Source organism: Pseudomonas sp. BN606, from assembly GCF_029873115.1.
Classification (GTDB): Bacteria; Pseudomonadota; Gammaproteobacteria; order Pseudomonadales; family Pseudomonadaceae; genus Metapseudomonas.
In genome coordinates this window covers 37,222-56,380 of the sequence record NZ_SSOF01000042.1, presented here as the reverse complement: position 1 = coordinate 56,380, position 19,159 = coordinate 37,222, and the positions used below count along the sequence as shown (strand labels likewise).

Sequence of the window (19,159 nt, the reverse complement as noted above, 5' to 3'; positions counted from 1 at the left end):
ACAGGGTGTTGCAGCGATCAGCGAACGCCCGCCTGGCGCAGGGCCGCCGGGGTGTAATCGCTCTCGCCAGCGGTGTAGCTGAAGTCGTAGGACTGTTTCTCCTCGTTCTTCATGCCCAGCGCCAGGTAACGGCCGGACAGCAGGTCGTAGAGGCTTTCCAGCGTGTACCACGGCACCTGATGGTTGTAGTAGTACTGGGCATGAGCCTCGGCAACGCGCCACAGGGTGCCACGACCGTCGTAATGGTCGATGGCGGCGGCTTGCCAGGTGTCTTCGTCGATGTAGAAGTCACGCTTGGCATAGATGTGGCGCTCGCCCGGCTTCAGGGTGGCTACCACATGCCACACGCGGTGCAGCTCGTAGCGGGTCAGGTCCTGGTTGATATGGCCGGCCTTGATGATGTCGCTGTACTTCAGGTTCGGGCCATCCAGCTTGTAGCTGTTGTAGGGGATGTAAATCTCCTTCTTGCCTTCCAGCTTCCAGTCGTAACGGTCCGGTGCGCCGTTGTACATGTCGAAGTTATCGGAAGTACGCAGGCCGTCAGCCGCGGTACCCGGACCGTCATAGGACACCTGCGGGGCGCGACGCACGCGACGTTGACCGGCGTTGTAGAGCCAGGCCAGGCGCGGCTCCTTCACCTGGTTGAGGGTCTCGTGCACCAGCAGCACGTTACCGGCCAGGCGGGACGGCGCAGTTACCCGCTGTTTGAAGTAGAACAGCACGTTGCTCGGCTTGCTCGCGTCGTAGTCCTTCAGCTTGTCGCGGAAGGTGAACTCGTCCTGGAAGTACACCAGGCTGTAGGAGCCGTTCGGCTGCGGGGTCGCCTGGGTCACCAGACGACGCACGCTGCCGCCGCGGTAGCGGGTGATGTGGTTCCAGATCGCTTCCAGGCCGTCCTTCGGAATCGGGAAGGGGTTGGCGGTGCGGAAGTTTTCCAGGCCGTTGCCACCCTCGACCAGCTTGGTATTGGTGGCGTTGAACTTGGTGGCCTCGAGCACGCCGTCTGGCACCGTGGCCGAACGGTGGGTCTTGAACACCGGCATCTTGTAGGTGTCGGGGTAGCGTTTGAACATCGCCAGCTGGCCGGGAGTCAGCTTGTCCTTGTACTGGTCGACGTTCTGCGCGGTGATGGTGAACAGCGGCTGCTCGCTGGCGAAGGGATCCGACAGGAAACCGCGGGCATCGACGTTGCCGGCATTCTTCGGCAGGCCGCCGGTCCACTCGGGGATGGAACCATCGGCGTTGCCGGCCTTTTCCGCGCCCATGGGCGTCAGGGTGGAGCCCAGTTTGGCCGCTTCGTCGGCGGATACCGCAGCCATGACACCAGTGGCCAGCAGGGACAGCGCCAGCACGCCGGTTTGCAGCAGACTCTTTGTTGTTTTCATTTTCATCGTCTTCCTCAAATTTCCAGACCGCTTAGAAGTTCACGCCGAAGCTGAGCGCGAGGAAATCGCGATCGATCGAAGTGTTGTAAGTGCCGCCGAAGAAGTCGGTGTAGGCAAGGCTAGCGGTGTAGGTGTTCTGGTACTCGGCATCCAGGCCCAGGCTCACGGCCTTGTTGCCTTCGTTGAACACGCCGTTCGGGCCGTAGCCATCGACGTCATGGGACCAGGCGATGCTGGGCTTCAGGTTGATACCAGCGAATACGTCGTTGTAGTCCCACACGGCACGGGCGCGGTAACCCCACGCTGTAGTGGTGACGAAGCCGTCGTCCTCGCAGTACTTGGTGAGGTTTTCCGCAGTGGCGCTACCCAGGGTGCTCAGGTTGAGCGCACGGCACTGACCAGCCGGCAGCGGGCCAGGACCAAAGACCGGGTCACGGCCGTAGCGAGCCTCGGTCGTGCTCTCCAGGCCGCCGGTATGGACGACACCGACTTCGCCCACCAACGTCAGACGACTGGCGCCCATGACCTGGTCGAAGAAGTGGGTGAAGGTGGTCTGGAACTGGGTGACTTCCTTGCGGCGATAGCCAGGCTGGTCGGTGTTCGGACGACCGGTCAGCACCGACACGTTGGGGTTCAGCGGGCTCAGGCCGGAGAACAGGATGTCGGTGGTGTTTAGCTGTACCGGCAGGTTCGGACGGTAGCTGACCTCACCGCTCCAGGCGGTACCCGTGGGCAGGGTGGTGGAGAAGCTCAGGCCATAGAGGCGGATGTCTTCCGGGTACTCAACGTAGTACTGGCTGTTGCCGGCAACTACGAGCGGCAGCAATTGCGGTACCAGGGCATTGACGGTGCCCGGAATCGCGGCGCCAGGAATGGTGCCAGCCAATGCGCCGCCCAGCGCCTGACCCAATGCGGTCGGCGAGTAGGAGGCGGCCGGTGCGCCACGACCGCTGAAGTACGGGTTGCGGCTGTGATAATTCATGAAGTACAGGCCGAACTCGGTATCCAGCTCCTCGGCGAAGTAGCGGAAAGCGGTACCCCACTGACCATCATCACGGGCGTCGCGGTCCGGACCACGTTTGACGATCGCGCCTTCGTCCGGGTTGCCCCACTGCACGCCGCGGGCTTGCAATGCGCTGACAATGTTGTTCTGGGCTGCAGCCGGCAGACGGGCGGCTGCAAGGGCATTGCGAAGACCCTGCTGGGTACGCAGTACGGCCAGGTTCTGGTCGCAGCCGTCGGCGATCACGTCCGGCTGGGCGAAGAAGGTGCCGCAGTTGTCGACGACGGTCTGGTCCCACTCAATCTGGTAGAAGGCTTCGGCGGACAGGTTGTCGGTCAGGCTCTGGGACACATAGAACATGTTGACCGGGATCAGGCCTTCCTTGATCTCGGCGCCCGGACGACGGAATGCGGACACGTCTACCGGGTTGATGGAGTTGATGCTGTTGCCGATGAAGGTGCTTTCACCCCAGCTCACCACCTGTTTGCCCAGGCGAACGCTGCCCGGCAGATCGGCGATGTTGTAGTTGTGGTAGACGAAGGCGTCGAGCAGTTCGGCGCCGGACGACTTGGCGCCTTCCTTGCGATTGCTGTCGTCGATGTCCTTGAACAGGCGGCTCTCGTCCTTCAGTTCGAAGTCGTACCAGTATTTGCCACGAACGAAGACGCCGGTATCGCCGTATTTCAGTTCGAGGTCATGGATGCCCTTGAAGATCTTGGAGAAGGTTTCGCCCTTCTTGAAGTTCAGGTGGGAGTCGTCGGAGGTCTGGGACAGACCGTCTCCACCGTTGTTCACGCCGATCAGGTCCTTGTCGGCCCCCCGCATCGACCAACTGGCCCCCACGGACAGCGAAGAGTCGAACTGGCCTTCGATTTCACCGAGGTTGAACGTCACGCCGAAGGCCGGAGCTGCAAGCGTGGAAGCGAGGCTGACGGCCAGTGGCAGTTTCGCCAGGCGCCAGAACGTTGTGGTTGTTGTCATCGACGCTACTCCATGTGTTTTTTGTTATTGATGGTTGCGGACTATAGCCAGCGGGTATTAGCGCTTGATCCCTCGAAAGTGTGATTTGGAACCCCCAGGCACTCTGGCTCGCACCTTCCGACGGACTAGTCCGATCCTTCGGTAGGAAAGATAGCCAGTAATTTTCAGAAAGCAGCAATTAACAAGCCAAGCGTTTGCTTGGTTGTCTGGCCGAAAAAAAGCCCAGGCCGCGCAAGGCGCGGCCTGGGCTGTTCAGCGGACGAGGGACGAAAGGTCAGAGTGCGGAGAGGAAAGTGCTCCCGGCAGCCTGCCATTGGGCGATGTCGACACGAATGCGTTTCTTGTCCAGTTTGCCCACGCTGGTCTTGGGAATTTCAGTAACAACGGCGATCTGGCTGGGAATTGCCCACTTATTGATGTGACCTTGCTCGACGAACGGCTTGAGGTGTTCCTTCAGCACTTTGGCATCCAGGCTCTGGTTGTCACGAACCACCACCAGGGCGAAGGGACGTTCACCCCACTGCGGATCGGGCACCCCAACCACGGCCACTTCGCGTACCGCCGGGTGACGACTGATCAGGTCTTCCAGCTCAAGGGAAGAGATCCATTCGCCACCGGTCTTGATCACATCCTTGATGCGATCGCGGATATCGATGAAGCCCATGCCGTCCAGCGTTGCCACGTCGCCAGTGTGCAGCCAGCCGTGCTCCCAGAGCTCCTCGCTCTTCTGCGCTTCGTTGAAGTAGCCATAGGTCAGCCAGGGCGCGCGCAGCACCAGTTCCCCTTGAGATTCGCCGTCCACCGGCTGGAACTTGCCGTCGGCATCCATGATGGCGGGCTCGACCAGCGGTACCGGCACGCCAGCCTTGATGCGGTAAGTGGTGCGCTCATCCTCACTGCCGGCCAGCAGCTCTTCGTTGAGGTGGGCCACCGAGATCAGCGGGCAGGTCTCGGACATGCCATAGGCGGCGGTGAGCTGGATGCCTCGAGCCTTGGCCGACTCATACAGGGCACGGTTCAGCGCACTGCCACCAATGATCATCTTCAGGCCGCCGAAATCATGGCCCTGGGCAGTGGGCGCATTCATCACCATCTGCAGGATGGTGGGTACGCAGTGGGAGAAGGTGACCTTCTCTTCGCGGATCAGCTTGCAGAGCATGTCCGGCTCGTAGCGGCCGGGGTAAACCTGCTTCACCCCGAGCATGGTGGCCACGTAAGGCACGCCCCAGGCATGCACGTGGAACATCGGGGTGATGGGCATGTAGACGTCATCGGTGCCCATCAGGCGGATACTGTCCAGCGCGCCGATGGTGGCGGCCATGGACAGGGTATGCAGCACCAGTTGGCGATGGGTGAAATACACGCCCTTGGGATTGCCGGTGGTACCGGTGGTGTAGAAGGTGGTCGCCACCGAGTTTTCATCGAAGTCGGGGAAATCGTACTTCGGACTGGCCGCTGCCAGCAGGGTCTCGTACTCACCCACCAGGTTCGGCAGGTCGGCATCGTGGTCGCTGCCGTCGGTGAGCAGCAGGGTCTTTTCCACCGTAGTCAACTGACCACCGATGGCCTTGAAGATCGGCAGGAACTCGCTGTTGACCAGCACGAAGCGGTCGTCGGCGTGATTCATGGTGTAGAGGATCTGGTCCGGCGAAAGACGGATGTTGATGGTGTGCAGCACGGCGCCAATCATCGGGATGGCGAACATGCACTCCAGGTAGCGATGGCTGTCCCAATCCATCACCGCAACGGTGTCGCCAGCCTTCACCCCGGCCTGGGTAAGTACGTTGGCCAGGCGCGCGACGCGCTCGTTGAAGGTCGCGTAGCTGTAGCGGATGCGGTCGCGGTAGACAATCTCGCGGGTCTTCTCGTAGCGGCTGCCGGACATCAGTAGGCGCTTGATCAGCAGGGGATAGACGTAGGCGTTTTCAGCGGGCTTGATGACGCGGGTCTGAAGCATGAGGCACACCTGGCGAGGTTGGGAAACTTTTCGTTGTTCCCGACTTTAGGTCGCATTGGCCAGGCGCAAATCAGTCAAAAGAGTGATTTGATGGATGACTCTTTTTAGCCTTCTGGTCACGAGATAGAATCCGGCGCTCCGGCCGGTCGCGGCCAGTAATCCACAGAGGTAGGTTCGAGATGTCCGATATCGTTATCGTCAGTGGCGCCCGTACTCCCATGGGCGGCTTCCAGGGCAGCCTGTCCGGCGTTTCCGCCGTGGACCTTGGAGCGCTGGCCATACGCGAGGCCGTCAACCGCGCCGGCATCCAGCCGGCCGACGTGCAGGAAGTGATCATGGGCAACGTGCTGCCTGCTGGCCTCAAGCAAGGCCCGGCCCGCCAGGCGGCGCTGAATGCCGGCCTGCCCGCAGCCACCGGTTGCACCACCATCAACAAGCTCTGCGGCTCCGGCATGAAGGCCGTGATGCTGGCCCATGACCTGCTCAAGGCCGGCAGCAACTCCGTAATGGTGGCCGGTGGCATGGAAAGCATGTCCAACGCCCCCTATGTGCTGGAAAAGGCCCGCACCGGCCTGCGCATGGGCCATGGCGAAATCAAGGACCACATGTTCCTCGATGGCCTGGAAGATGCCCGTACCGGCCGTCTGATGGGCTCGTTCGCCCAGGAAACCGCCGACAAGTACGGCGTTTCCCGAGAAGAAATGGACGCCTATGCCATCGAATCCCTCAAGCGCGCCCAGGCCGCCATTGCCGATGGTTCACTGGCCGCCGAAATCGTCCCGGTGACCGTCACCACCCGTAAGGGTGAGGTCGTGGTCAAAGACGACGAGCAACCGCTGACCGCCAACCTGGACAAGATCCCAGGCCTCAAGCCTGCCTTCCGGAAAGACGGCACCATCACCGCCGCCAACGCCAGCTCCATTTCCGATGGCGCCAGCGCACTGATCCTGATGACCGCCGAAGAAGCCGCCCGCCGTGGCCTCAAGCCGCTGGCGAAGATCGTCGGCCACGCCACCCAGAGCCAGGACCCGGCCGAATTCACCCTCGCCCCGATTGGCGCCATGACCAACCTGCTCAAGAAAACCGGCTGGAACAAGGACGAGATCGACCTGTTCGAGATCAACGAAGCCTTCGCCATGGTGACCATGCTGGCCATGCGCGAACACGGCCTGGACCACGCCAAGGTCAACGTCTACGGCGGCGCCTGCGCCCAAGGCCACCCGGTTGGTTCCACCGGCTCGCGCATCATCATCACCCTGATCAACGCCCTGCGTAACAAGGGCGGCAAGCGCGGCGTGGCTTCGCTGTGCATCGGTGGCGGTGAAGCGACTGCGGTAGCGATCGAGCTGCTCTAAGGCCCATCGCTGGATAGAGAAAGGCGCGGCTTTGGCTGCGCCTTTTTTTGTGTGAGTGGACGTCAGTATGGCTTTTGCCTAACAGGCGCGAGCACTTCTACTTCCCGGAGAGCGGCTGGGAATGAGGGAGTTTCCAAGAGCTATGCCGCCACCACCTTCGGCACATGCGCCGGCGTGCGCGGAAACACTAGCGCTGCCGCGAAGGTCAGCACCGCGAATCCAACCAGCACCAGATACAGCCCCGTCAGCCCCTGTCTCGGCTCGATGAAGGCAATCATCGGGATTGCCGCGGCACTCGCACCAAAGGAAACGAAATAGCGCAGTGCGAACACTCGTGCCTGCCATTGCGGTGCCACGAAGTTGGCGACCATCGAATCGTTCACCGTCACCTGGCCGAACACCACGAACATGAAGGCCGCGCCCAGCAGGATCACCACCCCGCCATCGACCCAGGCCATGGCCAGCAGCAGCGGCGCCTGGCAGAAGGTAAGCAGGACGAAGGGCACCTTCAGGCTGACGCGATCGATCACCCGGCCGATCAGCAACTGGGCGATGGCGCCGAAGGCGTAAGCCAGGCTGACCACCAGGCCGAGGGTTTCCGGTGTGGAGAAGAGGTCATGCAGGCGCTCCTGGAACAGCTTGGGATAGGTCACGGTGGACGCGTTGAACACGACCCCGCCGGTGGCCGTCACCAATGCCAGCACGCCGAATACCAGTGGCATGGAGACCCCGCCCGCAAGACCTCCACGCCGGGCCCCGGCCGCTGCCACGGGCGCAGCCTCGTCGCGCACGCACCAGGCGAACCAGAACCCCACCAGCATGGCCACGACGCCCGGCAGGATGAATGCCACGCGCCAGCCGAGACGCACCGTGAGAAAACCCGTCAGCAACGCCGCAAAGGCCACTCCCAGGTTGCCCCACATACCGTTGATGCCGATCTCACGTCCGCGACTCTCCGCATGGGCCACCAGCATCGCCGTGCCCACCGGGTGGTAGATGGCGGCGAACACTCCGACCAGGGTAAGGCCCGCCACCAGTGTCGGGACCGAAGTACTCAGGCCTGTGAAGATGGCCGAGGCGCCGATACCCAGGAAGAACAGCAGCATCATCTGGCGCCGGCTCCAGCGATCCCCCAGCCAACCGGCAGGTAGCGAGCATGCACCGAAGGCGATGAATCCGCCGAGCGACAGGCCTATCAGCTCGCCGTAGGCCAGACCGAAGTCGCGCCCCATGCCAAGCACGGCAGCCGGGAAGATGAGCATGAACATGTGGTCGATCACATGGGCGGCATTGATGAAGCGGATAACGGTGCGGGGTCGATTCATGACGGCGACGTTCTTGTTGGTGGAGCGGCCATGCTAGGTTGTCCGCATTGAACCAACCTGCCATAGAAGTCATCGAATCAGACATGCTCATCAGACTCCACCAGCAAGGCCGCCTGAGTGCGGTCGCCCGCGACTATCAGGACGGTGCCCATGTCGAGCGCCACTGCCACGAGGAAGCGCAGTTCCTCTACGCGGCACGAGGTCTGATGCGTCTGGTCACCACAGCCGGTGCCTGGGTGATACCACCGACCCAGGCGGTGTGGATTCCGCCGGGCGTGGAGCACCAGATCTTCATGGCCGGGCAGGTGCAGATGCGTACCCTGTTCATCACCGCCGATGCAGCGCCCGCCTCGCTCGACAGTTGCTGCGTGCTGGCGGTACCGCCCCTACTGCGGGAGCTGGTCCTGCGCGCCGTTCAACTGGAAGAAATGGACGGCGAGGAGCACAAGTCCCTGGTGCAACGGCTGGTCCTCCACGAAATCGCCGCCCTGGAGCACATGCCCTTGCACCTGCCTTTGCCGGAAGACCGCCGCCTGCGGGCCATCTGCCTGGCGTTGCTGAAAGCTCCGGAACAGGACCGCACGCTGGAAGATTGGGGACTGGAAGTAGGCGCCAGCAGCCGCACCCTGGCCCGACTGTTCGCTCGCGAACTGGGCATGAGCTTCAACGACTGGCGCCAGCAATTGCGGCTGACCGAGGCCTTGCCGCGTCTGCTGTCGGGACAGAGCGTGCAGATAGTGGCCGTTGACCTTGGCTACGGCAGCGGCCGTGCGTTCAGCGCCATGTTCCGGCGCCTGCTGGGTAAGAATCCGAAGGAGTACGTGAACAGCCTGGGGCTGCTGGCCACGCTGGAGAAGGAATAGAAAAACCACGCTTGTAGGACGTGGAATTGTTTGTGCCCCCTGCGCCAAGCATGACCTTTGCGCCTGGCGACTTACCGGGCGTGTAGGAGCGAGCTTGCTCGCGAACAGTCCGAGCACGATCCTTCGCGAGCAAGCTCGCTCCTACGGAAAGGATGAACCGTTACCTGCGGGGCGAACTCATACGCCAAGCGGGCTGAAGGCCCGCCCAGCGTGGTTCATTTCAGCTCGGTAAAGGCCAGCTTGATCCCCAGCCCCACCAGCACCGCTCCCATCAGCCGGTCGAACCAGTGCCCCATACGGGCGAATCCTGCACGCACCCGGCGCTGGCTGAACAGCAGCGCCACGAGGCTGAACCACGTGGCAGTGGCGAAAGCCAGGTAAACGCCGTAGCCGGCCTGGATCGCCAGCGGCGTGTGCGGGTTGATGACCACCGTGAACAACGACAGGAAAAACAGGGTTGCCTTGGGATTCAGGCCATTGGTAACGAAACCGGTGACGAAGGCTCCACGCGGACTGCGTTCGCCAGCCATGAGCGCGGCCTCGGTAGCGACTGGGTCGGCCGGCTTGGCCCGCAGGGCCTTGATGCCGATGTACAGCAAGTAGGCCGCTGCAGCCCACTTAAGCGCGTTGAACAACATGATCGACTGGGACACGACCAGGCCGATGCCCAGCAGCGAATAGGCCACATGCACGAAGATGCCCGTGCCCACGCCAAGCGCGGTCCAGGTTCCGGCGCGGCGCCCATGGGCCACGCTCTCGCGCACCACGATGGCGAAGTCCGGTCCGGGGCTGGCCACGGCCAGCAGGTGGATCAGGGCGACGGTGAGGAATTCCGTCCAGTACATGCGACCTCCAAGGGATGTAACAAGCTTTGTTAGGCTGGCAACCTTACGCCTTCCCACGGACTCGCAAAAGGTACAGCCCCGCATGAAAAGCAGCCGCGCCGTCTTCCTCGATCACGCCTCCCTCGATCTCGGCGACCTCGACCTGAACCCGCTGCGACAAGTCTTCGGCGAGCTGCAACTGCATGGGCAAACTGCGCCTTCCGAAGTGGCGGAACGCCTGAGCTGTGCCCAGGTGGCGATCAGCAACAAGGTGCACATCGACGCGGCAGCGATGGCAGCCAACCCGGCTCTCAAGCTGATCCTGGTAGCCGCCACCGGTACCAACAACATCGACCTCGATGCGGCCCGCGCCCGCGGCATCACTGTCTGCAACTGCCAGGCCTACGGCACGCCCTCGGTGGCCCAGCACACCCTCGCGTTGCTGCTCGCCCTGACCACCAGCCTGCCGGACTACCAGGCCGCCGTGCGCGCCGGCCGCTGGCAGCAGTCCAGCCAGTTCTGCCTGCTGGACTTCCCGATCTTCGAACTGGACGGCAAGACCCTCGGCCTGCTCGGACACGGTGAGCTGGGCGGCGCGGTGGCCCGATTGGCGGAGGCCTTCGGCATGCGCGTGCTGCTCGGCCAGCTACCGGGTCGCCCACCTCGCGCCGACCGCCTGCCGCTGCACGAACTGTTGCCCCAGGTGGATGCCTTGACCCTGCATTGCCCGCTAAACGAGCAGACCCGCGACATGATCGGCACCGCCGAACTGGCCCTGATGAAACCGGGCGCCCTGCTGGTGAACACCGCCCGCGGCGGCCTGGTGAACGAAGAGGCTCTGGCCGCCGCCTTGCGCAGCGGCCACCTCGGCGGTGCCGCGACTGATGTACTGACCCAGGAACCGCCACGGGATGGCAACCCTCTGCTGGCCACCGACATCCCGCGCCTGATAGTCACCCCGCACAGCGCCTGGGGTAGCCGCGAGGCCCGCCAGCGCATCGTGCAACAGCTTGCCGAGAACGGCGCCGCCTGGCTGAAGGATTCGCCCGTCAGAGTCGTCAGCTAGTTCCTACAACTTCCTGATAAAATTCGCTGCTTTTATCAGGATCTCCTTTAGATGGACCCACGCAGCGAAGTCCTGCTTCGACAGGCCGATCTGTTCCAAGGCGCGGTGTTACTGGCCGGATTGCCCGCCGACGACCTGCTCGGCACCTTGCCGCAGGCCAGTGGCTGGAGCTGGCACGCCGGTGACCAGGCGGCCCTTGAAAGCCGCTTTGCCGGGCGTAGCCATTTCGGCACCACGCCGCCGGATACCCCTTTCACCGCTGCGGTGCTTTTCCTGCCCAAGTCCCGTGAACTGGCTGACTACCTGCTGGCCGCGCTTGCGGCCCGCCTGCCCGGCGGTGAACTCTTCCTCGTCGGCGAGAAACGCGGCGGTATCGAGCGTGCAGCCAAGCAACTGGCCGCGTTCGGCAAGCCGCGCAAACTGGATAGCGCGCGCCATTGCCAGCTGTGGCAGGTGAGTATTGAGCAGACCCCCGCCGCCCCCGACCTGGAGGCCCTGGCCCAGCGCTACTCGCTGGATCTGGCCGACGGCCCGCTGGAAGTGGTCAGCCTGCCCGGCGTCTTCAGCCATGGCCGCCTGGACCGCGGCAGCGCCCTGCTCCTGCAGCAACTGGATGGCCTGCCCAATGGCCATCTGCTGGACTTCGGCTGCGGCGCCGGCGTACTGGGCGCGGTACTCAAACGGCGATATCCACAGAGCCAGCTGACCCTGCTGGACGTCGATGCGTTCGCCGTTGCCAGCAGCCGCCTGACTCTGGCCGCCAATGGACTGGAAGGGGAGGTGATCGCCGCCGACGGTATCCATGGCGCTCCGGCAGGCCTTTGCGCAATCATCAGCAACCCGCCGTTCCACCAGGGCGTGCACACCGACTACCAGGCCAGCGAGGACTTGCTGCACGAGGCCCGCAACCACCTGCGGCCGGGCGGTGAGCTGCGTATCGTGGCCAACAGCTTCCTCAAGTACCCACCGCTTATCGAGTACCATCTCGGCCCCTGCCAGACCCTCGCCGAAGGGGATGGCTTCCGCATTTACCGCGCCCGCCTGGCCTGACCTGGCGGGCACCGCCTCAATACCCTTGCTCAAGCGGCATCCAATAGCCGCCCTCTCCCCTGGCCTCGGCGGGGGGGATCTGGAGATCTTTGTGACCAATTTGAACACTGCCAGCGCTACTCCACTCAAGGATGGGCTGCATCGCTCCCTCAAACCACGCCACCTGAACATGATCGCCATCGGCGGCTCCATCGGTACCGGCCTGTTCGTAGCCTCCGGCGCCACGGTCGCAACTGCCGGGCCGGGCGGCGCGCTGCTGGCCTACGCACTGATTGGCCTGATGGTCTACTTCCTGATGACCAGCCTGGGCGAGATGGCCGCGCACATCCCGGTTTCCGGCTCGTTCAGCACATATGGCAGCCGCTTCGTCGACGATGGATTCGGTTTCGCCCTGGGTTGGAACTATTGGTACAACTGGGCGGTGACCATTGCCGCTGAACTGGTAGCGGCGCAGCTGATCATGAGTTTCTGGCTGCCGGACGTGCCCGGCATCTACTGGAGCGCCCTGTTCCTCGGCTTGATGTTCCTGCTCAACGTGATCTCGGTGAAGGGCTTCGGCGAAAGCGAGTTCTGGTTCGCGCTGATCAAGGTGGTGACGGTGGTGGTGTTCATCGGCATCGGCCTGGCCACGATCTTCGGCATCATGGGCGGCATCGAATCCCCCGGATTCAGCAACTTCACCACAGGCGATGCGCCCTTCGTCGGCGGCCTGCAGGCCATGGTCGGGGTGGCGATGATCGCCGGATTCTCCTTCCAGGGTACGGAGCTCATCGGCATCGCCGCAGGTGAATCGGAGAACCCCAAGAAGAACATCCCCATCGCCATCCGCCAGGTGTTCTGGCGCATCCTGATGTTCTACATCCTGGCGATCTTCGTGATCGGCATGTTGATTCCCTACACTGAACCGAACCTGCTGAAGAACGACGCCAGCGATATCAGCGTGTCGCCCTTCACCCTGCTATTCGAGCGTGCCGGTTTCGCTGCCGCAGCCAGCGTGATGAATGCGGTGATCCTCACGGCCATCCTCTCCGCCGGCAACTCCGGCATGTATGCCTCGACCCGCATGCTTTACAACCTCGCCCTGCAGGGCAAAGCGCCGAAACTCTTCGCGCGCCTCTCCGCCAGTGGCGTGCCGCGCAACGCGCTTTATGCCACTACCCTGGTCGGCGCGCTGTGCTTCTTCACCTCCATCGTCGGTGACAGCACTCTCTACACCTGGCTGCTGAACACCTCGGGCATGTGCGGATTCATCGCCTGGCTGGGCATCGCCATTTCCCACTACCGCTTCCGCAAGGGCTACCTGACCCAAGGCGGGCGCCTGGAAGACCTGCCCTACCGCGCCAAGCTGTTCCCCTTCGGACCACTGTTCGCCTTCACCCTGTGCCTGCTGATCACCCTCGGGCAGAACTACCAGGCCTTTTTCGGCGACAAGATCGACTGGGCCGGTCTGGCGGCCACCTACATCAGCCTGCCGTTGTTCCTCGCCATCTGGCTGGGCTATCGCATGAAGAAGGGCAGCCGTCTGGTGGCCTACTCGGAGATGGACGTGCGCGGCGGCGACAACTGACCGACCGGCATTTCGCGCTTGCCGGGGCGGCCCGGCTTGTGCAAAATGCGCCCCGTCCTAGGGGAGTAGTCTCCCGCGAGCGCCCTGCTCGCCCGGCGTGCGTCAACACACTTGGTCCACAGACCATGGCGCATGCGACCCCGAGCCTGCAAAGACAGGCCAGCGGTTTGACAAGACCTATGACACATACAACCTGACCCGGGGTGGGCAGATTGCGTGTGTCATGGTGATTAGTCGACCCGCCCCCGTAGGAACCCTGATGCTGGAATCCCTCTTCGTCCCGACGCTGATCGTTGCCCTCGCCGAAATCGGCGACAAGACTCAGTTGCTCGCACTACTGCTTGCCGCCCGCTTCCGCAAACCCTGGCCGATCATCTGGGGCATCGTCGCGGCTACCCTGGCCAACCACTTCGCCGCTGGCGCCGTAGGTTCATGGGTCGCCAGCTTCTTCTCTGCCGCCACCCTCAGCTGGATCCTCGCGGCATCCTTCGCCGCCGTGGCCCTGTGGACCCTGGTGCCGGACAAACTGGATGACGACGAAGAGTCCGGCCTGAAGAAGTACGGCCCGTTCCTCACCACGCTGATCGCCTTCTTCCTCGCCGAAATGGGTGACAAGACCCAGGTCGCGACCGTGATGCTGGCCGCCCAGTACCCGCACTTCGTCATGGTGGTCATGGGCACCACCCTCGGCATGCTGATCGCCAACGTACCGGTGGTGCTGGCCGGCAACTTCGCCGCCGACCGCCTGCCGCTAACCTTGATCCGCCGCCTGGCCGCCATCGCCTTCGCTGCCCTGGCCGTCTATGCCGTGTACGAAGCGCTGAAGCTCAGCGGGACGTTCTGACGGGTTGCCGCGCCTGAGAAGCCCGTGGGGCGGCTGCCGCCCTTCGGGCTTCGCTCCGCTTACCCCGCACCACGGCGCTTCGGCCAATGGAATCGCCGCGTGTATCGGTATTGTTACGCGCTGGATCAAGGCGCAGGGGAGCGCATCGTGTCACTGGACGATATGAAGCGGCTGGTTCGCCAGCACATCGAGCTGTCGTGGAACAAGGGTCGCCTGGCCCTGGCCGAGCAGCTGCAGAGCAAGGACTTCCTCTACAAGAGCTCCTTCATCGGCCGCGCCTTGAACAGCGCCGCCTACGCCCAGATGGTGGCGAACATCCGCGAGGCCATGCCTGATCTGGAAGTGGTGGTGGAGGAATGCATCGCCGAAGGCAACAAGGTGGTGACCTGGTGCACCCTGATCGGCAGCATCCAGAAACCCGCCCTGGGCTACCCGCCCAGCGACAAGATCCTCAGCATTTCGGCCATGGCCTTCTGGACCCTTAACAGCGTGGGTGAAGTGCAGGAAATCTGCACCATGTTCGACATGGAAAGCTTCCGCGCCCAGCTCGGTCTCGCCACCCAGCCTCTGGCCGAGAAAGCCCTGCCTTAATCAGAGATAGCCGTTGGCCCGGAACCAGCCAATGGTGCGTTCCAGGGTGACGTCCAACGGCGTCTCGGCGACGAAGCCCAGTTCATGGCGCGCCTTGCTGCCATCGAGGAACTGCCCGCCAGCCATCACCGCGATCGCGGTGTCATCCAGTTTCGGCAGCTCGCCGGATAACCGGTAACGCAAACGTCCGAGCACCGCGATGCCCTTGGCCATTGCCAGCGGCATGGGTTGCGGCGGCTGAACACCGAGCAGCCTGGCAATTCGCTCGGTCAGCTCGGCCAGCTCGATGTTCTGCCCGGTCAGCAGGTAGCGCTCGCCCGCCCTTCCCTTCTCCAGCGCCAACAGCAGGCCCCGCCCGGCGTCGGCTGCATCCAGCAGGTTGCGCCGGCCGGGTACGTAATGAGTCATCCAGCCCTGCGCCATCGCGGTGACGAGGCGCCCGGTACTAGGACCTGCGTCGAACTCGCCCAGGCACATGCCGGGAATCCCGATGATTACAGGCAGTCCGCTGCGGGCCTGTTCGCGGGCCTGTTCATCGAGTGCCCACTTGCTCAGCAGATATGGGTTCTTCCAGCGCGGCATCCCCTCATAGAACAGCCCTTCGTGGCCGGGCAGTCCTTCGGGATGTCGCGGCAGGGCGATGGCGGCGCCGGTGTAGAGGATGCGCGGGACATGCGCGGCGAGACATGCGGCATAGAAATGGTTGGTCTGGTCGAGGGCGCTGGCGACTTCCTCTTGCCAGCGGCGCGGCCGCTTCGGGTAGCCGGCGGCACAGAAGATCACGCCGTCGATGTCGCTGAGCGCGCGGGTGAGACCGGCATGGTCCAGCAGTTCAGCCGCCCGGCACTCGGGCTCCAGGTATGCCAGGCGTTCGATCCGTGACGTCGGCCGGTGTATCAGCACCAGGCGGTGCCCGGCGACCTTTACCGCTCGTGCCGCGTGATGGCCGAGCAGGCCAGTTGCTCCCAGTACGGCGATTTTCACTGCGACTCCTCATCCGCTGGAGATTCGCCACCCCGACGCTTTGAGGTGGCGGCGAGCAGTCTAGAACGCGGGTTGCCGGGATGCCAGCCGGGATCACCGACAACCCGGATGTTCCTAGCGCTGTCCCTTCGCTTGCTCGTACAGTGGCATCACCTTTGGAATGGCTGCCTGCAACGACGACATGCGCGAGCCTGACGACGGGTGTGTACTCATGAACTCCGGTGGAGCTCCACCACCGGCCTGCTCCATCTTCTGCCAGAGGCTGATGGCGGCGTTCGGGTTGTAGCCGGCACGGGCGGCGAGCTCCAGGCCGATGAGGTCGGCTTCGTTCTCATTGGAGCGGCTGTTGGGCAGGGTCATCAGGTATTCCACACCCGCGTTGGCCATCCCCAGACCAGCCTGACCGACACCCAGGACCGAACCGATCTGGTTGGCCATCTGCACGCCATAGGCCTTGGACATGGCTTCGCGGCTGTGTTCGCGCAGGGCGTGGGCGATCTCATGCCCCATCACCGCTGCCAGTTCGTCGTCGGTGAGTTTGAGCTTATCGATCAGGCCGCTGTAGACGATGATCTTGCCGCCCGGACCGCAGTTGGCGTTGAGCTCGTCACTGTCGATCACATTGGCTTCCCAGGCCCATTGCGCGGCATCCGGACGGAACGCGGAAGTTTGGGCGATCAGCCGCTTGGCAATCGCATCGACACGACGGGCGTCGGTGCTGTTCTTGTCCAGCACGCCCTTCTGCTGCGCCTCGGTCACGGTCTGCTGGTAGGACTGGGCGTACATCTGATTCAGCTCAGAACTCGACAACATGCTGAACATGTACTGCTTGCGTTCGACGCCGACTGCTCCGCCGCTGGTGGTATTGACGGCCTGGCATCCTGCCAGGAGCAGGGCCGCGGTCAGCCCGGACAGGTAAAACAGCTTGGCCATGGTGGCTCTCCATCTCTTTGCGAGGTCGGTAATGCTAAGGCTGGCCAGAAACCCGGGCAACCACGTCGCATGTAGACAAGCTGGCGACGTTTTTAACTGCATGCACGACTTAGGAAATTTCACAGTCCGGCCGATATAAGGAATCACGGTGAAATCCCATTTCCGGAGTCCACATGAAGTTCAGGTCCATTCAGTTCTCCATCGCAGCCTTGGCAGGAGCCAGCGTGCTGGCGGTGGTTGCCGCCCTGGTGCTCTACGCCCTGTTTTCCGGTGCGAAAACCCAGGAACTGGTCCAGCAACGCACCCAGGCATTGCTCGAACAGGTGATCAATGATCGCCTGATTGCGCTCGCTGGCTCCCAGGTGAGCCAGATCCAGCGGGAACTGGAGCTGCCCCTGGGAATTGCCAAGAACATGGCTAACCTCAACAGCCTGCTCGGTGAAACCGACGACGCCGGCAATCCCAAGCTGAGCATCAGTCGTGAGCAGCTGAACAACCTGGTTCGCCAGACCACCGAGCGCAACCCCAAGCTCAATGGCAGCTACATCGGCTGGGAGCCCAATGGCATCGACGGTGCCGACGCCAACTATGCCGGCCCGAAGGGGAATGGCTACGACGGCACAGGCCGCTTCCTGCCCTGGTGGTTCCGCAATGCCGACGGCAGCGTTGGCCAGGACGCCATCGGCTTCATGGAAAGCGAGAAGATGCTCCCCACCGGTGTACGTGAGGGCGAGTACTACCTTTGCTCGAAAGAGCGCAAGAAGCCCTGCGCCATCGACCCCGCACCTTATGATGTGGGCGGCAAGATCGTGATCCTCTCGTCGTTCACCGCGCCGATCATGATCAAGGGCGAGTTCAAGGGCATCGCCGGTGCCGACTTCTCCCTGAACTTCATCCAGGACCTGCTGAGTAAAGCAGACCAGCAGCTCTACGAGGGCGCCGGTGACATGGCGCTGCTTGCCAGCAACAACCGCCTGGTGGCCTATTCCCGCGACAGCTCGAAGCTGGGCGAAGACGCTGCCAAGGCGCTGGACTCCACCACCCTGGACAGCCTGCGCGGCCTGTCCGGCGACCAGCCGGCTTACCGCATTGACCAGGCCAGCCAGCGCATCGAGCTGATGGTTCCCTTCGGCATCGGCGACACCGACGCCCGCTGGGTGCTGCTGATTCAGTTGCCGGTACAGGCAGTGATGAAGGAGCTGTCTCAGCTGCAGAGCGACCTCGCCTCCCAGCGCGACGCCGATATCTTCGGCATGACCCTGGTGGGCCTGCTCATCGCTGGTCTTGGTCTGCTGGTGATCTGGTTCGTCGGCTACGGTATCGCCCGTCCGCTGCGCCAGATGGTCGGCATGCTGGATGACATCGCCAAGGGGGACGGCGACCTGACCCAACGCCTGCACAACAACCGCGCCGACGAGATGGGCGCCATCGCTGGGGGCTTCAACACCTTCCTCGGCAAACTGCAGTCGATGATCAGCCAGGTAGTGACCTCAGTGCAGAAGGTCAGCGACTCTTCCGAGCACACTGCCGATATCGCCATCCGCACCAACCAGGGCGTACAGAAGCAGCTAGCGGAAATCGAGCTGGTGGCCACCGCAGTCCATGAAATGACCGCCACTGCCCAGGACGTGGCCCGTAATGCCACCCATGCGGCGGAAGCCGCCAGCCACGCCGACCAGGCGGCAAACCACGGTAAGCGCATCGTCCACAGCACCGCCGAAGCCATCTCCGCCCTGGCCACCGAGATCGGCCGCGCCGTGGGCGTGGTGCAGAACCTGGCCAAGGACAGCGAGAACATCAATGCCATCCTGGTCGCCATTCGCGGTATCGCCGAGCAGACCAACCTCCTGGCATTGAACGCGGCCATCGAGGCGGCACGCGCCGGCGAGCAGGGGCGTGGTTTCGCGGTGGTCGCCGATGAGGTACGCAACCTGGCGCAGAAGACCCAGCAGGCCACTGAAGAAATCCAGACGATGATCCAGCAACTGCAGCACGGCACCCGCGAAGTGGTGAAGGTGATGCAGGACAGCCAGGAGAAGACCGACACCAGCGTGCAGCACGCCAACGAAGCGGCCCATGCGCTGGAGTCCATCACCCAGGCGGTATCGGTGATCAACGACATGAACACCCAGATCGCCAGCGCCGCGGAGGAACAGAGCGCGGTGGCCGAGGATATAAACCGCAACGTGATCAACATCGGCCAGGTGGCCAACGAGGTCGCCGGCGGCGCCGACGAAGCCTCCCAGGCCAGCGCCGAGCTGACCAAGTTGGCCGAGCAGCAACGACGGCTGATCAATCAGTTCAAGGTGTAAGAAAAAGCCCCTCATCACGAGGGGCTTTTTCATTCGGCTTGCGAACTGCTCTGGTAGGTTGTGTCTGAGCTATGCGACGCCCAACGCGCAGCCCGACGGAGATTCCTTGGGTTTCGCTT

15 protein-coding genes and 1 riboswitch are annotated in these 19,159 nt (G+C 63.2%); of the genes, 8 read left to right on the top strand and 7 right to left on the bottom strand.

Features of this window, described 5'->3' with window-relative positions; all coding sequences use genetic code 11:
- Positions 1 to 17 precede the first annotated feature (17 nt).
- From E8E75_RS05685 to E8E75_RS05675, 3 genes are all read right to left on the bottom strand, one after another.
- Positions 18 to 1,385 carry a DUF1329 domain-containing protein gene (locus E8E75_RS05685; protein ID WP_120654647.1) on the bottom strand — a complete coding sequence of 456 codons (1,368 nt, stop codon included), beginning with the start codon at positions 1,383 to 1,385 and terminating at the stop codon, positions 18 to 20.
- A gap of 31 nt (positions 1,386 to 1,416) precedes the next feature.
- A complete protein-coding gene (locus tag E8E75_RS05680; protein WP_120654646.1) occupies positions 1,417 to 3,369 on the bottom strand; it encodes a DUF1302 domain-containing protein in 1,953 nt (650 codons plus the stop codon).
- A gap of 274 nt (positions 3,370 to 3,643) precedes the next feature.
- Positions 3,644 to 5,326 carry a fatty acid--CoA ligase gene (locus E8E75_RS05675; protein ID WP_120654645.1) on the bottom strand — a complete coding sequence of 561 codons (1,683 nt, stop codon included), beginning with the start codon at positions 5,324 to 5,326 and terminating at the stop codon, positions 3,644 to 3,646.
- Positions 5,327 to 5,505: 179 nt separating this feature from the next.
- Between E8E75_RS05675 and E8E75_RS05670 the strand changes: the two genes are divergently transcribed.
- Positions 5,506 to 6,681 carry an acetyl-CoA C-acyltransferase gene (locus E8E75_RS05670; RefSeq protein WP_153918520.1) on the top strand — a complete coding sequence of 392 codons (1,176 nt, stop codon included), beginning with the start codon at positions 5,506 to 5,508 and terminating at the stop codon, positions 6,679 to 6,681.
- A 140-nt stretch (positions 6,682 to 6,821) separates the two neighbouring features.
- On the opposite strand, the gene E8E75_RS05665 is transcribed toward E8E75_RS05670, so the two are convergent.
- Complete coding sequence (locus E8E75_RS05665; protein WP_153918518.1) at positions 6,822 to 8,006, bottom strand: MFS transporter; 1,185 nt, start codon at positions 8,004 to 8,006, stop codon at positions 6,822 to 6,824.
- A gap of 83 nt (positions 8,007 to 8,089) precedes the next feature.
- Here E8E75_RS05665 and E8E75_RS05660 point away from each other — a divergent pair, with 83 nt between their 5' ends.
- Positions 8,090 to 8,869, top strand: a complete 780-nt coding sequence (locus E8E75_RS05660; RefSeq protein WP_120654642.1) for a helix-turn-helix transcriptional regulator — start codon at positions 8,090 to 8,092, stop codon at positions 8,867 to 8,869.
- A gap of 215 nt (positions 8,870 to 9,084) precedes the next feature.
- On the opposite strand, the gene E8E75_RS05655 is transcribed toward E8E75_RS05660, so the two are convergent.
- Entirely contained in the window at positions 9,085 to 9,714 is a 630-nt protein-coding gene (locus E8E75_RS05655; protein WP_120654641.1) for a LysE family transporter, read from the bottom strand.
- Positions 9,715 to 9,796: 82 nt separating this feature from the next.
- Here E8E75_RS05655 and E8E75_RS05650 point away from each other — a divergent pair, with 82 nt between their 5' ends.
- The 5 genes from E8E75_RS05650 to E8E75_RS05630 all read left to right on the top strand — a co-directional run bounded on the left by E8E75_RS05650 (position 9,797) and on the right by E8E75_RS05630 (position 14,811).
- Entirely contained in the window at positions 9,797 to 10,759 is a 963-nt protein-coding gene (locus E8E75_RS05650) for a 2-hydroxyacid dehydrogenase (RefSeq protein WP_153918516.1), read from the top strand.
- Positions 10,760 to 10,810: 51 nt separating this feature from the next.
- Entirely contained in the window at positions 10,811 to 11,809 is a 999-nt protein-coding gene (locus E8E75_RS05645) for a class I SAM-dependent methyltransferase (RefSeq protein WP_153918514.1), read from the top strand.
- A gap of 91 nt (positions 11,810 to 11,900) precedes the next feature.
- On the top strand, positions 11,901 to 13,376 hold the full coding sequence (locus E8E75_RS05640; protein ID WP_120654638.1) for an amino acid permease: 1,476 nt from the start codon (positions 11,901 to 11,903) through the stop codon (positions 13,374 to 13,376).
- A gap of 48 nt (positions 13,377 to 13,424) precedes the next feature.
- A riboswitch (yybP-ykoY riboswitch) is annotated at positions 13,425 to 13,581 on the top strand.
- Between the two features lie 57 nt (positions 13,582 to 13,638).
- Positions 13,639 to 14,220, top strand: a complete 582-nt coding sequence (locus tag E8E75_RS05635; RefSeq protein ID WP_120655356.1) for a TMEM165/GDT1 family protein — start codon at positions 13,639 to 13,641, stop codon at positions 14,218 to 14,220.
- 147 nt (positions 14,221 to 14,367) lie between these two features.
- Positions 14,368 to 14,811: a ketosteroid isomerase-related protein gene (locus E8E75_RS05630; RefSeq protein ID WP_120655355.1), complete on the top strand. Its 444-nt coding sequence runs from the start codon at positions 14,368 to 14,370 to the stop codon at positions 14,809 to 14,811.
- Here the strand turns inward: E8E75_RS05630 and E8E75_RS05625 are convergent, their stop codons facing one another.
- Positions 14,812 to 15,795 (bottom strand): NAD-dependent epimerase/dehydratase family protein, encoded by a 984-nt coding sequence (locus E8E75_RS05625; RefSeq protein WP_280358273.1) that lies wholly within the window; start codon positions 15,793 to 15,795, stop codon positions 14,812 to 14,814. It abuts the gene before it with no gap.
- A gap of 114 nt (positions 15,796 to 15,909) precedes the next feature.
- Positions 15,910 to 16,728, bottom strand: coding sequence for a M48 family metallopeptidase (locus E8E75_RS05620; protein ID WP_153918512.1), 819 nt, complete (start codon positions 16,726 to 16,728; stop codon positions 15,910 to 15,912).
- A gap of 173 nt (positions 16,729 to 16,901) precedes the next feature.
- Between E8E75_RS05620 and E8E75_RS05615 the strand changes: the two genes are divergently transcribed.
- On the top strand, positions 16,902 to 19,040 hold the full coding sequence (locus tag E8E75_RS05615) for a methyl-accepting chemotaxis protein (RefSeq protein WP_120654635.1): 2,139 nt from the start codon (positions 16,902 to 16,904) through the stop codon (positions 19,038 to 19,040).
- The last annotated feature ends 119 nt before the right edge of the window (positions 19,041 to 19,159 follow it).

Bases quoted from the DNA above. Each gene is read 5' to 3' on its own strand.
- E8E75_RS05685 (WP_120654647.1), bottom strand. From the start codon at position 1,385: ATGAAAACAACAAAGAGTCTGCTGCAAACCGGCGTGCTGGCGCTGTCC.
- E8E75_RS05680 (WP_120654646.1), bottom strand. From the start codon at position 3,369: ATGACAACAACCACAACGTTCTGGCGCCTGGCGAAACTGCCACTGGCC.
- E8E75_RS05675 (WP_120654645.1), bottom strand. From the start codon at position 5,326: ATGCTTCAGACCCGCGTCATCAAGCCCGCTGAAAACGCCTACGTCTAT.
- E8E75_RS05670 (WP_153918520.1), top strand. From the start codon at position 5,506: ATGTCCGATATCGTTATCGTCAGTGGCGCCCGTACTCCCATGGGCGGC.
- E8E75_RS05665 (WP_153918518.1), bottom strand. From the start codon at position 8,006: ATGAATCGACCCCGCACCGTTATCCGCTTCATCAATGCCGCCCATGTG.
- E8E75_RS05660 (WP_120654642.1), top strand. From the start codon at position 8,090: ATGCTCATCAGACTCCACCAGCAAGGCCGCCTGAGTGCGGTCGCCCGC.
- E8E75_RS05655 (WP_120654641.1), bottom strand. From the start codon at position 9,714: ATGTACTGGACGGAATTCCTCACCGTCGCCCTGATCCACCTGCTGGCC.
- E8E75_RS05650 (WP_153918516.1), top strand. From the start codon at position 9,797: ATGAAAAGCAGCCGCGCCGTCTTCCTCGATCACGCCTCCCTCGATCTC.
- E8E75_RS05645 (WP_153918514.1), top strand. From the start codon at position 10,811: ATGGACCCACGCAGCGAAGTCCTGCTTCGACAGGCCGATCTGTTCCAA.
- E8E75_RS05620 (WP_153918512.1), bottom strand. From the start codon at position 16,728: ATGGCCAAGCTGTTTTACCTGTCCGGGCTGACCGCGGCCCTGCTCCTG.
- E8E75_RS05615 (WP_120654635.1), top strand. From the start codon at position 16,902: ATGAAGTTCAGGTCCATTCAGTTCTCCATCGCAGCCTTGGCAGGAGCC.